Source organism: Pseudomonas sp. S07E 245 (genome assembly GCF_019599025.1).
GTDB lineage: Bacteria > Pseudomonadota > Gammaproteobacteria > Pseudomonadales > Pseudomonadaceae > Aquipseudomonas > Aquipseudomonas shirazensis.
The window spans coordinates 230,866-243,014 of record NZ_CP080625.1; the positions used below are offsets into that span (position 1 = coordinate 230,866).

General features: G+C 62.8%; 11 protein-coding genes. 5 read left to right on the forward strand and 6 right to left on the reverse strand.

What is annotated here, in order from left to right:
* The first annotated feature begins 16 nt into the window (after window positions 1–16).
* Window positions 17–799 (forward strand): class I SAM-dependent methyltransferase, encoded by a 783-nt coding sequence (locus K3F44_RS01065; RefSeq protein ID WP_188035513.1) that lies wholly within the window; start codon window positions 17–19, stop codon window positions 797–799.
* On the opposite strand, the gene K3F44_RS01070 is transcribed toward K3F44_RS01065, so the two are convergent.
* Together K3F44_RS01070 and K3F44_RS01075 are read right to left on the reverse strand one after the other, a co-directional pair.
* Complete coding sequence (locus K3F44_RS01070) at window positions 796–1,437, reverse strand: TetR/AcrR family transcriptional regulator (RefSeq protein WP_220633196.1); 642 nt, start codon at window positions 1,435–1,437, stop codon at window positions 796–798. The genes K3F44_RS01065 and K3F44_RS01070 overlap by 4 nt on opposite strands.
* Window positions 1,438–1,501: 64 nt before the next feature.
* Window positions 1,502–1,651: a hypothetical protein gene (locus tag K3F44_RS01075; RefSeq protein ID WP_220633197.1), complete on the reverse strand. Its 150-nt coding sequence runs from the start codon at window positions 1,649–1,651 to the stop codon at window positions 1,502–1,504.
* A gap of 209 nt (window positions 1,652–1,860) precedes the next feature.
* On the opposite strand from K3F44_RS01075, the gene K3F44_RS01080 reads away from it, so the two are divergent.
* From K3F44_RS01080 to K3F44_RS01090, 3 genes are all read left to right on the forward strand, one after another.
* On the forward strand, window positions 1,861–2,922 hold the full coding sequence (locus K3F44_RS01080) for an FAD-binding oxidoreductase (protein ID WP_220633198.1): 1,062 nt from the start codon (window positions 1,861–1,863) through the stop codon (window positions 2,920–2,922).
* Window positions 2,923–3,314: 392 nt separating this feature from the next.
* On the forward strand, window positions 3,315–4,415 hold the full coding sequence (locus tag K3F44_RS01085; RefSeq protein WP_220633199.1) for an efflux RND transporter periplasmic adaptor subunit: 1,101 nt from the start codon (window positions 3,315–3,317) through the stop codon (window positions 4,413–4,415).
* 6 nt (window positions 4,416–4,421) lie between these two features.
* Window positions 4,422–7,475, forward strand: coding sequence for an efflux RND transporter permease subunit (locus K3F44_RS01090; protein WP_220633200.1), 3,054 nt, complete (start codon window positions 4,422–4,424; stop codon window positions 7,473–7,475).
* 54 nt (window positions 7,476–7,529) lie between these two features.
* Here K3F44_RS01090 and K3F44_RS01095 read toward each other — a convergent pair whose 3' ends face one another.
* The 3 genes from K3F44_RS01095 to plsB all read right to left on the reverse strand — a co-directional run bounded on the left by K3F44_RS01095 (window position 7,530) and on the right by plsB (window position 11,241).
* Window positions 7,530–8,219 carry a DUF4197 domain-containing protein gene (locus K3F44_RS01095; protein ID WP_101317199.1) on the reverse strand — a complete coding sequence of 230 codons (690 nt, stop codon included), beginning with the start codon at window positions 8,217–8,219 and terminating at the stop codon, window positions 7,530–7,532.
* 35 nt (window positions 8,220–8,254) lie between these two features.
* On the reverse strand, window positions 8,255–8,653 hold the full coding sequence (locus tag K3F44_RS01100; RefSeq protein ID WP_101317201.1) for a YbaY family lipoprotein: 399 nt from the start codon (window positions 8,651–8,653) through the stop codon (window positions 8,255–8,257).
* Between the two features lie 98 nt (window positions 8,654–8,751).
* Complete coding sequence (gene plsB / locus K3F44_RS01105; RefSeq protein WP_220633201.1) at window positions 8,752–11,241, reverse strand: glycerol-3-phosphate 1-O-acyltransferase PlsB; 2,490 nt, start codon at window positions 11,239–11,241, stop codon at window positions 8,752–8,754.
* Window positions 11,242–11,472: 231 nt separating this feature from the next.
* Between plsB and K3F44_RS01110 the strand changes: the two genes are divergently transcribed.
* Window positions 11,473–11,682 carry a cold-shock protein gene (locus tag K3F44_RS01110; RefSeq protein WP_101317205.1) on the forward strand — a complete coding sequence of 70 codons (210 nt, stop codon included), beginning with the start codon at window positions 11,473–11,475 and terminating at the stop codon, window positions 11,680–11,682.
* An 86-nt stretch (window positions 11,683–11,768) separates the two neighbouring features.
* Here the strand turns inward: K3F44_RS01110 and K3F44_RS01115 are convergent, their stop codons facing one another.
* Window positions 11,769–12,146 (reverse strand): hypothetical protein, encoded by a 378-nt coding sequence (locus K3F44_RS01115; RefSeq protein WP_150570837.1) that lies wholly within the window; start codon window positions 12,144–12,146, stop codon window positions 11,769–11,771.
* Window positions 12,147–12,149: the final 3 nt, after the last annotated feature.

A 12,149-nucleotide genomic window follows, 5' to 3' on the forward strand; every position in this document is an offset into this window, starting at 1 on the left:
TCGGGTGCAGGATCGGATGGTAGAGCAAGAGCAGGGCACGGGCATCACAGTCGAGGCGTTGGCGCCCGAGTACCAGGCCCAGGCGCAGCAGTGGGCTGTGCAACTGGGTTTGCCGCTGAACGACGACAGCGCCGCCGTGGCGCTGCAGATCGGCGCCGACGGCCTGCAACTGCAGCAGCTCGGAGCGCAGGCGCCAGGGCCGGTGCGGGTCGACTTCGTTGAAGGTCAAGCCGCGCACCGGCGCCTGTTTGGCGGCGGCAGCGGGCAGATGATCGCCAAGGCGGTCGGCGTGGCCCAGGGCGTGCGCCCGCAGGTACTGGATGCCACTGCCGGCCTGGGCAAGGACGCCTTCGTGCTGGCCAGCCTCGGTTGCCAGATGACCCTGATCGAGCGCCAGCCGCTGGTTGCCGCGTTGCTCGCCGACGGCCTGCAGCGCGCGCGTGACGACCATGAAGTCGGGTCCATCGTCGAGCGCATGCGCTTGCTGGTCGGCAACGCCATCGACACCATGCACGCCTGGCAAGGGGAGCCACCCCAGGTGATCTACCTCGACCCGATGTTCCCCCATCGAGAGAAGACCGCGCTGGTGAAAAAAGAGATGCGTGTGTTCCGCCCGCTGGTGGGCGACGACCTCGATGCTCCGGCGTTATTGGCTGCCGCGCTGGCACTGGCCAGCCATCGCGTAGTGGTCAAGCGCCCGCGCAAGGCGCCGATCATTGACGGGCCCAAGCCCAGCCACAGCCTGGAAGGCAAATCGAGTCGCTACGACATCTACCCGAAAAAAGCCCTCAAGGCCTAAGGCGCGTACGCCCGCACAAACAGCTCGACTACCTCGCGCACATGCGCCTCGGCCTCTGCGCCTACCAACGGCGGCGCGCAGCCGAGCAGCAAGCGATAATCCGGCGCGCCCTTGATCAGGCAGAAGAAGTGTTCGGCCGCTCGCCACGGGCTGTCGACGCGCAACAAGCCACGGTCAGCGGCATTGCGTAGCAGTGCTTCCATTTCGGCAAGAATCCGTTTGGGCCCGGCCTCATAGAAATACTGGCCAAAACTTGGGTCATGGCTGCCTTGGGCCATGATCAGCCGGCTCAGCTTGACCGACTCGTCGCTGCTGATCAGCGCGTGGAAGTTTCGCGCGATGTTCAGCAGCACCTGGTCAATCGGCACACCGTCGGGCAGCTCGAATATCAGCTCCGGCAATTGGCTTTGGCAGGTCGCCATCACCGCCGAGCCGAACAGGGTCTGCTTGTCGGTGAAATGGCTGTAGACCGTCAGTTTTGAAACACCTGCCGCCGTGGCGACCGCATCCATGCTGGTGTTGGCGTAGCCAAGGCTCAGGAATAGCGCTTTGGCAGCTTCAAGGATGGCCTCGCGTTTGGCTAGGTCCTTCGGCCGGCCAGGGCCGATGGGTGCGTCGTTTGGCATCAGGGTCTGCATCTTGGTGAACAGGAAGCCATCTTACCGGTTCAAAGGCGCTACGGCTGTAGTGGTCGATCAATCGTCAAGCCGAGCCGTCAGGCTTGTAGCCCAGGCTGCGCATCAGATCAACCGAGGCAACGCCGTAAGGGATGGCGTTGACCAGGCCGAGCCGTTGGCGGCGTTGTGTAGTGTGGCTGGCATCGCGGTCCTGGTAATCGGCCGCAAACGTCAACTCGAGAAACAGGCGGGCAGTGCGGTCGTCGCCAAGTAACTTACCTCAGCTGTTCTCCGATGCCCGCGTTTCTCTCTGAGGAGCGTGGGCATCGTCGTTTCCCGGCATGCGTCATTGTGGCCGTAGCTGTAGCAGCGCCCGCGGACCAGCTGTAGATCCTGTTCTGCTAGTGAGACATAGTCATGCGCACGGGTGACAAGGAGAGCACGATGAACACAGGTTCGGCGATGACAGTTGTGGTGGTTGGGGCGGGTATTGTGGGGGCCTCCGTGGCTTATCATCTCTCACGGCTGGGTGTGCGGGTCACCATAGTGGAAGCAGGGCGGGTGGCGTCTGGTGTGACATCGACGTCCTTTGCATGGATCAATACCTGCTGCAGCGGCGCAGACCCGGCCGCACCGCTGCGAGCCGCTGCGATCGCTGACTACCGCCGCCTCGAGGCGGAGTTGCCGGGGCTGAATGTGCAGTGGACAGGGGCGCTGACCTATGGCATTTCGCCGATGCCGGCTGCTTGTGCCAAGTCTGCTGGAGTCGCAACAGTCTCTTGTGCTGAGATTCTGGCTCTGGAGCCGAATCTCAAGCATCCACCTGTTCAGGCTGTTTATGCAGCAGAGGAGGGGGCACTGAACGCGGTCGATGTTACCTGGGCGCTGATTGAAGGTGCTCGGGGTCATGGTGCCAGGCTTATGGAAGGGACCCAGGTACTGGGGTTCACCGAAAGCGCTGATCGCGTCTCGGGTGTGCGAACCAGCAGCGGGGTAATCGATGCTGATCTAGTGGTGCTTGCAGCTGGTACGGGTATTACGGCGCTGATGGGCTCTTTGGGTTACTCGCTTGCGCTGGAGGCCTCACCTGCCATCTATATCCGCTACAGGTCGCCCAGTCGGCTGGTCAGGGGGATTGTGTCCAATGCGGCGATGGAGGTGCGGCAGGGCAAGGATGGAAGCCTGCTGGCGGCGGAGGATTATCTGGATGATGCGGTCGATAACCGGCCGGGGGCGATTGCGCTCAGAGTCGCTGGGGCGATCAAGAGTGAGTTGCATGGCGTTGCTTCGCTCGACGTCGTGGAGGCTTGTGTTGGTTTGCGGCCTGTGCCGAGTGATGGTGCGCCGCTTGTTGGGTATGTGCCGGGCATCGGTGGGGTGTACGTTTGTGTGATGCACCCTGGGGTTACTTTGGCTGCTACCGTGGGGCGTTTGGTGGGGGCGGAGATTGTGAGTGGCGTGGAGGCTGCTGATTTGGCGCCTTGTAGGCTTGAGCGCTTTGGTTAGCTTCGGGATTTATGGTGGTTGCCTTTGCTCTGCTCTGCGGGATTCCCTCGCTCCGGTCTTGCTCCCGGGAGGACCGCGCTGTACTGGGCCTCTTGGGCCGCTGCTTTTGACTTTCGCTCTTGATCTTGATCAACCTGCGACTTCTGGAGCAAGACCGGAGCGAGGGAATCCCGTAGCGCAGCGAAGGGGCCGGAACCATCACTTATGAATCGGATAAGTCCACCCTCTCATAGGCGCAATCCGGCCCCGCGCAGCCAGATGCCCAGCATCCACATACACTAACCACCACCCAATAATTTCTACCTTTCACCGACTTCCCGCCACCGCACAGCTGATTTAATATACTCGCCAGTATAAATATTAGAAGCGCCTTACACGGACGGTCCCCCATCATGTTGCGTCATGCCTGGTCAATCGCTTTGCCCGCCGCTGCAGCCTTGCTGCTGGCCGCCTGTGGTCAGGAGACCGCGCCGCCCGTCGCGCCGCGTCCGGCCCTGGTGGTGCAGCCGCAGCCGGCCAGCGCCGCCGCCTACAGCTACCCCGGCGAAGTGCGCGCCCGCTTCGAGCCTGAGCTGGCCTTCCGCATTGGCGGCAAAGTCAGCAAGCGCCTGGTGGAAGAGGGCCAGCGGGTCAAGGCCGATCAGCCACTGGCCGAGCTCGACCCACAGGATGTACGCCTGCAATTGCAAGCCAACCGTGCCCAGCTTGCCGCCGCGCAGGCCAACCTGGCGCTGGTGCAGACCGAACGTGAGCGTTATCAGAAATTGCTCGACCGGCAGATGGTCAGCCGCTCGCAGTTCGACAACGCCGAAAACCTCTACCGCGCAGGCCTCGCCCGCCTCAAGCAGGCTCAGGCCGAAGCTGATGTGGCCGGTAACCAGGCCGACTATGCAGTGCTGCGTGCGCCGCAGGCGGGGGTGATTTCCAAGCGTCAGGTCGAGGTCGGCCAGGTCGTCGCAGCAGGGCAGACGGTGTTTACCCTGGCAGCAGATGGCGAACGTGAAGTGGTCATCGGCCTGCCTGAGCAGCAGTTCGCGCGCTTTGCCGTCGGCCAGCCCGTCAGTGTCGAACTGTGGTCGCAGCCCAATCAGCATTACCCCGCGCGCATCCGCGAACTGTCCCCGGCAGCCGACCCGCGCTCGCGGACCTTTGCCGCACGCATCGCTTTTGACTCGAGCAAGGCCCCGGCTGAGCTGGGCCAAAGCGCCCGAGTGTTCGTCGCCCATGAAGGCCAGCCGGCATTGGCGCTGCCGTTGTCGGCGGTGACCGCCGAGCAGGGCCAGGCCTACGTGTGGCGAGTTGACAAGGACAAACGCCTGCAGCGCGTTGCGGTGCGCCTGGGTGCCTATGGCGCCGACAGCGTGCCGGTGCTGGACGGGCTGGCGCCGGGCGACTGGATCGTCGCTGCCGGTGGTCATGTATTGCGCGAGGGCCAGCAGGTGCGGCCGGTCGACCGCAGTAATCGTGATGTGGATCTGGCGGCCAAGGAGTAAGTCCCGATGGGTTTCAACCTTTCCGCCTGGGCGCTGCGCAATCGCCAGATCGTACTGTTCCTGATGATCCTGCTGGCCGCGATTGGTGCGATGTCCTACACCAAGCTGGGGCAGAGCGAGGATCCGCCGTTTACCTTCAAGGCCATGGTCATCCGTACCATCTGGCCAGGTGCGAGCGCCGAAGAGGTGTCGCGCCAGGTTACCGAGCGCATCGAAAAGAAGCTGATGGAAACCGGCGAGTACGAAAAGATCGTTTCGTTCTCGCGCCCAGGCGAGTCGCAGGTCACCTTCATGGCGCGCGACTCGTTGCACTCCAAGGACATCCCCGAGCTGTGGTACCAGATCCGCAAGAAGGTCGCGGATATCCGCCATACCTTGCCGCCGGAGATCCAGGGGCCGTTCTTCAATGACGAGTTCGGCACCACCTTCGGCAATATCTATGCGTTGTCTGGCGAAGGCTTTGACTACGCCGTGCTCAAGGATTACGCCGACCGCATCCAGATCCAGCTGCAACGGGTCAAGGATGTGGGCAAGGTCGAGCTGATCGGCCTGCAGGATGAAAAGATCTGGATCGAGCTGTCCAATCTCAAGCTGGCTACCCTTGGCGTGCCGCTGGCCGCCGTGCAGCAGGCGCTGCAAGAGCAGAATGCGGTGAGCAGCGCGGGCTTCTTCGAGACCCCGAGCGAGCGCCTGCAACTGCGCGTCAGTGGCCGCTTCGACAGTGTCGAGCAGATCCGCCAATTCCCGATCCGGGTCGGCGAGCGCACCTTCCGTATCGGCGATGTCGCCGAGGTGCACCGTGGCTTCAATGACCCACCGGCGCCGCGCATGCGCTTCATGGGTGAAGACGCCATCGGCCTGGCCGTGGCGATGAAGGACGGCGGCGATATCCTGGTGCTGGGCAAGGCGCTGGAGGTCGAGTTCGCTCGGCTGGCGCACAACCTGCCAGTTGGTATGGAGCTGCGCAAGGTGTCTGACCAGCCGGCGGCGGTCAAGGCCGGGGTCGGCGAGTTCGTGCAAGTGCTGGTCGAAGCGTTGGTGATCGTGCTGCTGGTGAGCTTCTTCTCGCTCGGGCTGCGTACCGGGCTGGTGGTGGCGCTGGCGATTCCGCTGGTGCTGGCGATGACCTTTGCCGCCATGCACTACTTCGGCATCGGCTTGCACAAGATTTCCCTCGGTGCGCTGGTATTGGCCCTGGGTCTGTTGGTCGACGACGCGATCATTGCTGTGGAGATGATGGCGATCAAGATGGAGCAGGGCTACGACCGGCTCAAGGCGGCCAGTTACGCCTGGACCAGCACGGCGTTCCCTATGCTCACCGGCACCCTGATTACCGCGGCGGGCTTTTTGCCAATCGCCACCGCGGCCTCCAGTACCGGCGAATACACTCGCTCGATTTTCCAGGTGGTGACCATCGCCCTGCTGACCTCCTGGGTAGCGGCGGTGCTGTTCGTGCCGTACCTGGGCGAGCGTTTGCTGCCGGATCTGGCCAAGCTGCATGCCGCTCGCGGCCACACTGACCCCTATGCGACGCCGTTTTACCAACGTGTGCGGCGAGTGGTGGAATGGTGCGTGCGCCGGCGCAAGACGGTGATCCTGCTGACCATCGCCGCGTTCGTCGGCAGCATCCTGCTGTTCCGTTTCGTGCCGCAGCAGTTCTTCCCAGCCTCGGGTCGGCCGGAGCTGATGATTGACCTCAAGCTGGCCGAAGGCGCCTCGCTGAGTAATTCCGCCGAACAGGTCAAGCGCCTCGAAGGCCTGCTCAAGAACCACGACGGCATCGACAACTATGTGGCCTACATCGGCACCGGCTCGCCGCGCTTCTACCTGCCGCTGGACCAGCAGTTGCCGGCGGCCAGTTTTGCCCAGTTCGTGGTGCTGGCCAAATCCCTGGAAGATCGCGAGGCGCTGCGTAGCTGGTTGATCGCGACCCTGGATGAGCAGTTCCCGCAATTGCGCTCCCGCGTCACGCGCCTGGAAAACGGCCCGCCGGTAGGTTACCCGGTGCAGTTCCGGGTCACCGGCGAGCACATCGAGAAGGTCCGCGCGCTGGCCCGGGAAGTGGCGAGCAAAGTGCTGGAGAACCCGCACGTAGTCAACGTGCACCTGGACTGGGAAGAGCCGAGCAAGGCGGTGTTCCTGCAAATCGACCAGGAGCGTGCGCGCGCGCTGGGGGTGAGTACTTCCCAGCTGGCGAGCTTCCTGCGCAGCTCGTTGACCGGCAGCTCGGTCAGCCAGTTCCGCGAAGACAACGAGCTGATCGAGATTCTGGTGCGGGGCACGGCCGAGGCGCGTGGCGACCTGGGTAACCTGGCAAGCCTCGCAGTGCCGACCGATAACGGCCAGAGCGTGGCGCTGTCGCAGGTGGCGACTCTTGAGTACGGCTTCGAGGAAGGCATTATCTGGCATCGCAATCGCCTGCCAACGGTGACCGTGCGCGCCGATATCTACGACAAGCAGCAGCCGGCGACGCTGGTCAAGCAGATCGAGCCATCGTTGCAGCAGGTGCGTGCCAGCTTGCCGGACGGCTATCTGCTTGAGGTCGGCGGCACTGTCGAGGACTCCGAGCGCGGGCAGAAGTCGGTCAATGCCGGCATGCCGCTGTTCATCGTGGTGGTGTTGAGCCTGTTGATGATCCAGCTGCGCAGCTTCTCGCGCACGGTGATGGTGTTCCTCACCGCACCGCTGGGGTTGATCGGGGTGACCCTGTTCCTGCTGATCTTCCGCCAGCCGTTCGGCTTCGTGGCCATGCTCGGCACCATTGCCCTGGCCGGGATGATCATGCGCAATTCGGTGATCCTGATCGATCAGATCGAGCAGGACATCGCCGCGGGCATGCAGCGCTGGCAAGCCATCATCGAAGCCACGGTGCGGCGCTTCCGGCCAATCGTGCTGACTGCACTGGCCGCCGTGCTGGCGATGATTCCGCTGTCACGCAGCGTGTTCTACGGGCCGATGGCGGTGGCGATCATGGGCGGCCTGATCGTCGCCACGGTGCTGACGCTGCTGTTCCTGCCGGCGCTGTATGCGGCATGGTTCAAGGTCAGGAAGGAAGCGTAAGAGGCGCTGGGCGGACCTGCTGCCAATCTGCAGCAGGTGCGCCAGCGAAGGGCCTCAGAGGGCGCCGAAGACTTTCTTGGCCAGGCTGGTAGCGGCCTGCGCCGGGTTCTGGCGAATGCTCTGCTCTTGCTTGGCAATCATTTCGAACAGGCCATCGAGGGCCTTCTCGGTGACGTAGCTTTCGACGTTGGCGCTCTTGCTGCTGCCAAGGCCCAGGGCCGAGGCTTGACCGGCGAAGCTGTTGTACTGCTGGACGACGCCGACCTTGTCGGTGGCGGCCTTGACGATCGGCAGGAACTTGGCGCGGATCTGCTCGCGGCTGCTCTTGTTCAGGTACTGCGTGGCGGAGTCTTCACCGCCGCTGAGGATGCCCTTGGCATCGGTCACGGTCATCTTCTTCACCGCATCGACGAGGATCGCCTGAGCCTGCGGCACGGCGGCTTCGGCGGCCTTGTTCATGCTGTCTTCCAGCGCTTGCACCTGGTCGCCCTTGCCAAACATCTTCATCGCCTTGGCGGCTTTGCCGAGGTTGCCTGGCAGCTCGATGCGCACGTCGGGATTGTTGCTGAAGCCACCGGGGGTGCCGAGTTGCTTGATCGCCACTTGGGCGCCTTGGGTGAGGGCGTCTTTCAGGCCGCCGGTAGCGTCCTGCTGGCTGAGGTCGCCGAGCGACAGCGCCAGCGCACTGGCGGACAACAGCAGGCCAGCGCAGAGGCCGCCGAAGCGCAGGGAGGAGCGAATCATGGATTATTCCTTATGACAGTGAATAGGTGCAGGGCTCAGCGAGCCGGGTCGACTTTGATCCGCAGCGGCTGCTGGTCGCTGCCGTCGAGCGCGACGCTGTGCTGTTCGGTGCTGATGAACAATAGTTGGCCTTGATACTCGATGCGGGCACTGACCGCGTAGCGGTGTCCCGGTTTGACCTGAGCAGGGTCATAGCTCAGGTGGAACGGCAGCGGCACGTTGCCTTGGATCGGGCCAGCCTGGCTGGCCAAGGTCACGGCTGGGGCATCCATCAGCGATACATCCTGCAAGCTGACGCTGAGGGTAGCGGCTGGCGGCAGGGCAATGCGCTGCAGGTAGAACACTTCGCCATCAAGGCTGGCCTGTGGTGCCGGGCTGTTGCTGGAGCAGGCTGCAAGCAGAGAGGCGCAGCACAGCATAAAGAGCTTTTTCATGGATTCTCCGTAGTCCTGGGGTCGGCTTGTGACCAACCCCGGGGACTGTAGCGGATTTTCCTGCCAAGGTCGCGGCAGTCGCGGCCGAGGGTTTGCACTCAGGTGGGGATTTGCTCCACACCTTCTATTTCGCGGTGCAGCGCCACCTGGCGAATCGACAGGCGCAGCTCGGCCGACAGCACGCGCTTGGCCACACCTTCGGCCAGCTCGCCGAGCTTGTCGTGATGGCTGAGCTTGCCGTTGCCGGCGGGCCGCAGCACGCCTTGCTGGAGCAAGGTCTGGATGAAGTGGCGGAACAGGCTCTTGTCGAAGAACTCCGGTGCATTCAGGCCATGCAGGATCGACAGCCGCTGGGCCATCATCACGCAGAGGTCTTCCAGTTCCTCGGCGGTCAGGGTCTGCTGGCCGTTGTTGACCAACAGTGAGGTCGCCATGTAATAGCGCTGCAGGGCCTGGGTGATGGTCCGCGAGAGCAGCGTCAGCAATACGAACGCACGCGAACTCGGTGCCGGGCGCAGGTAGACGCCGTTTTCCAACCGCAGCAGGCCTTGGGCAACCAGCGCGTCGAGCCAGTGATCGATGGTTTCGTCGAGTTGCTCGGGCGTCCAGCGCAGGAACAGCTCGGCTTGCAGGTACGGATACAGCGCCTTGACGTACTGGCCGATCAGCTCGCGGCTGATCCGTGAGCTGCTCTGGAAGAAGCTCGCCAGCAGCGCCGGCAGGGCAAAGATGTGCAGTACGTTGTTGCGGTAATAGGTCATCAGCACCGCGTTGGCTTCATCCAGATAGAGGATGCGGCCCATGGCATCGTTCTGCTCGGACAGCAGGTTCATGCCTTTGACGTGGCTGATCAAGGCCATGCCATCGCCCTCAGGCAGGGTGGTATGCGCCGAATAGGGCACTTCACGCAGCAAGCTCAGGTATAGGTCGAGCACCCGCACAAGGGCGCTTTCGTCGAGCGCGTGACGGCTGGTCGAGAGCAATGCGAGCGCGACCAGGTTGACCGGATTGACCGCCGCGGCTTCGTTGAGGTGGCGGGCCACGGTTTCGCCCAGGCGGTGGGTGGTGTCGTTCAACCAGGCCGGACGAAACTGCTCGCCGTGATCCTCTTCGCGCCAGCCTGGGCGCTGCTCATCGAGGAAGCTGGCCAGGCGGATCGGCTCGCCGAAGTTGACCGACACCTGGCCGTAGCGCTGTTTGAGCGCGCCGATGACCTTGAAGATGTCGAAGATGGATTCTTTTTTCTTGCTCGCCCCACGCAGCTCGCCTAGGTAGGTGCGGCCTTCGAGCACCCGCTCATAGCCGATGTAAACCGGCACGAACACGATCGGTGTGCGCGACGAGCGCAGGAAACTGCGCAGGGTAATCGCCAGCATGCCGGTGCGTGGCTGCAGCATGCGCCCGGTGCGCGAGCGGCCGCCTTCGACGAAGTATTCGACCGGGAAGCCCTTGGTGAACAGCGTGTGCAAGTATTCGTTGAACACCGCGGTGTACAGCGGGTTGCCCTTGAACGTACGGCGCATGAAGAACGCCCCGCCACGGCGCAGCAGGCTGCCGATGACCGGCATGTTGAGGTTGATGCCCGCGGCTACGTGCGGTGGCGTCAGGCCGTTGCGAAACAGCAGGTAGGACAGCAGCAGGTAGTCGATGTGGCTGCGGTGGCAGGGCACATAGATCACCTCGTGACCGGGAGCGATGCCTTGCACCTGCTCGATGTTGTTGACCTTGATGCCGTCGTAGATCTTGTTCCAGAACCAGCTCAGCACCACTTCAAGAAAGCGGATCGCGGTATAGGTGTAGTCCGAGGCAATTTCGTTGCCGTAGCGCAGCGCTCGCGCCTCGGCTTTCGCCAGCGGAATCTGCTCGCGTTCTGCCTCCTCGGCGATGGCCTGACGCACCTGCTGGTCGTGGATCAGGCCTTTGACCAGGTTGCGCCGGTGCGAAATGTCCGGGCCGATGACCGCGCTCTTGAGGTTGCGAAAGTGCACGCGCATCAGGCGCTGGGCCATACGCACGGTACGCGCATGGCCCTTGTTGTGCTCGACCAGCTCGCGCAGGTGGATCGGCGCCGAGAACTGCACGCGGGTCTTGCGCCCGAGCATGATGATGGTGAGCAGGCGACGCAGGCGTCCGGTTACCGCCCAGCTGTCGGCAAACAGCAGCTTCCATGGGCTCGATTCACTGGCCGGGGTCTGCCCCCAGAACACGCTGACCGGGATGATCTGTGCGTCTTCTTCGGCATGCTGGCTGACTGCTTCGACCAGCCGCTCCAAGGTCGGCGGCGCGCCGCGTTTGTCGTGGCGGCCGAGCCAGTCCGGCTCCGGGGTCAGATAGAAAAACGCCGCAGGCTCGTGCAGCGGGCCAACCACAACGGGCAACACTGGCCGCGGCAGCCCCGCTTTGGTGCATTCGCGGTCGAGCACCGCCAGGTCGGTCAGCGACGGCGAGGGCAGGGCATAGAACACCGGGCGGCTGCGGTCGAGCTTTAGGGTCAGCGATGACTGATTGATGGTCTCGGAGCGTACCCACAGGTAAAGCACGCGGCGCAGGGCGCCGAAGATCAAGCGGCGCAGGGGGGAACGGGTCATGTGATGTGTGGGCCCTGGGAAGAATTTCGGATCGATTTGCAGTCAGTGAGTCTGCCGTATCTGCGCAAGTTCAGCAAAAAACTGCATTGAACAGGCCTGTCATGAATTTTCTTTGTTCTCTGTCATATACTCGGTCCGCCCCTTGCAGGATATTTCAGCAAGCGGCGTCGGCACGGGGAAACCCAGTGCCTGCAAGGCGATCTTCACAATAAAAAAACTGGAGTAGTTCAGATGTCGTCTCGTGAGACTGGGAATGTAAAGTGGTTCAACGATGCCAAGGGTTATGGCTTCATTCAGCGCGAAGATGGGGCCGATGTATTCGTCCACTATCGGGCGATTCGTGGTGAAGGGCATCGCTCGCTGGTTGAAGGGCAGCAGGTTGAATACAACCTCACCCAAGGCCAGAAAGGTCTCCAGGCCGAGGATGTAGTGGGCCTGTAAGCGCTGGTTGGCAAGCCTCAAGCTGCAAGTTGTCCGTGGAACTTGCAGCCTGATGCGATTGCTCGTGTTACATCCCTCTCGCAGTATTACTGCGTGCGCCAGGTGATTTCCTCTTCACCGTCGGCGCTGATACGGATCCAACGGTCGGCATCCTCCTCCCCGTGTTCTTCGCTCCAGCTGCCCGGTGCACAACGCACTTCGACGTTGAGTGCGGCAAAGGCTGCGCGTGCGCAGGCAATGTCGTCCTCCCACGGGGTCTGGTCGCTTTCCAGGTAGAGGCTGTTCCATTTCCCTACAGCCTTCGGTAACCAGGTCACCGGGATGTTACCGGCCTGGCATTTCCAGGTCAGGCCTTTCTGGGTCCATTCGGTGCACGGGCCCAAGGCCTCGACCAACCACTGGGCAATCTGCTTGTGGTCGACGTCGGTGTCCTTCAGGTAAATCTCGATATCAGGTTGACGCATAAA